Source organism: Polaromonas sp. P3_C2, from assembly GCF_056402675.1.
This window is the reverse complement of the sequence record NZ_JBFUGX010000833.1, coordinates 1-1,584: the sequence shown is the minus strand read 5'-3', so window position 1 is coordinate 1,584 and position 1,584 is coordinate 1. Positions and strand designations below refer to the sequence as shown.

General features: G+C 60.3%; 2 protein-coding genes. Both read right to left on the bottom strand.

Translation table 11 applies throughout. The annotated features are described in order from the left end of the window. Positions 1-199: 199 nt before the first annotated feature. The gene (locus tag AC1DWI_RS22515; RefSeq protein ID WP_477670969.1) at positions 200-688 is read right to left on the bottom strand and encodes a hypothetical protein; all 489 of its coding nucleotides are present in this window, start codon (positions 686-688) and stop codon (positions 200-202) included. Positions 689-774: 86 nt separating this feature from the next. Then, on the bottom strand, positions 775-1,584 hold an 810-nt coding region (locus AC1DWI_RS22510; protein ID WP_477725828.1), incomplete at its 5' end, for an aminotransferase-like domain-containing protein.

Sequence of the window (1,584 nt, the reverse complement as noted above, 5' to 3'; positions counted from 1 at the left end):
GTGCAGCCTGGGCCAGGCTGACGGCAAACACACGCGACAGCTCGGGCAGCATGGCGTCGCAAATGCGCTGGGCCATCATGCTGGCAAAGGTGCCAAATGAAAGAAGAAGGATGGAGCGCCGAACGGCGGGGGAAATGCTGGCGTGGGGAGCGCTGTGCGCGGCGGCAGGAGTCATGAAGGTAAACAGGCCCGGCAGCTGCTATATGGCCAATTTCGAAGCGGCTTTCCATTGCGCAATACGGGTCATGTGGTACTGCAAATAGAAGGTGCTGAAGAGGAAAGTCATGGCCGCTGAAAGCTCAAGCTGCATGGGTTCAACGCTGTTGTAGTGGTTCAGCATGGACCTGCGGATGGAATAAGCCCCGAAATAGAAGATCACATACGACACGAGCATCAAGACAAAACCAACCCCCTTGAGGTTGTCTGAGCCTTCAAACAGTATCTGGGCAAAAATGGCCAGCGGAACATAAATGACGAATTGGGTCGTCGCATTCGACGCCGGATTGATTTTTCGCACCCAGGTGGATTGGACGAACATCCAGACGATCATGAAGACCCCAAGCGTGAGGAGCGTAAACAGCAGCACCAAAGCCCAATGCAATTGGGGTGGCGCCGGGTAAGCGTCTGCGTTCATACCGCCGCCTTGTGGCCCGGGGTTGGTGAAAGGATCCGGTTGGTAGTCACTCATAAGCGTCTTTTTTCTTTTTTTAATCGATCAATCGCGCGAGGCCATCGGCGACCGCCCGCGATAGGCAGCAAAGCTGGCCGGTCGCCTTACAACGCCTTGCCCAGCCGGGCCACACCCTCTTCAATCTTCGCCACATCCGCGGTGGCAAAGCTCAGCCGCAGCGTGGCCAGGTCCGGGTTGCTGGCGTAGAACGGCGCGCCGGGCACAAAGGCCACGAGCTGCTCAATGGCTTTTTTGGCGAACTCGCCGGCGTCTTTGCTTTTGCCGCCCGCGCCCGTCAGGCGTGCCCAGAAGAACAAGCCGCCCTGCGGCTGGGTGAATTCAATCGCGTCACCGAGCTCGCGCTTGAGCGCTGCGCCCATGGCATTGGCGCGCTCGCCGTACACCTTGCGCACATGGGTCAGCGTGGCGGGCATGCGGCCGGCCTTGAGGTATTGGGCAGCGGTGGCCTGGGCGAAGGTGCTGGTGTGGGCGTCGCTGAACTGTTTGCACATGGTGGCTTTGGCCAGCAGTTCGGCGGGGGCGATCATCCAGCCCACGCGCAGGCCGGGGCTCAGCACCTTGCTGAGTGAACCGCAATGCGCCAGCAGCTCGCGGCTGCCAGGCACGCCGGCGCTCAAGGCCAGCAGTGAGGGTGGCGGCGCCTCACCAAAGTAGAGGTCACCGTAGGGGTCGTCTTCGACGATCAGCGTCTGGTATTTGACGGCCATCTCGAGCACCTTCTTGCGGCGCTCCAGGCTGAGCAGCGCGCCGCTGGGGTTGCCGAAGGTGGGAATCAAATACACAAACTTGGGTTTGTGCTGGGCGATGAGTTGTTCGAGCTCGTCGGTCTTGACGCCATGGGCGTCAATCGGCGCGCTGATGAGTTCTGCGCCGTACAGGCGAAAACACTGGAT

What these genes read in the sequence shown, in the direction of transcription:
- AC1DWI_RS22515 (WP_477670969.1), bottom strand. Translation starts at nt 688, where the DNA reads ATGAGTGACTACCAACCGGATCCTTTCACCAACCCCGGGCCACAAGGC.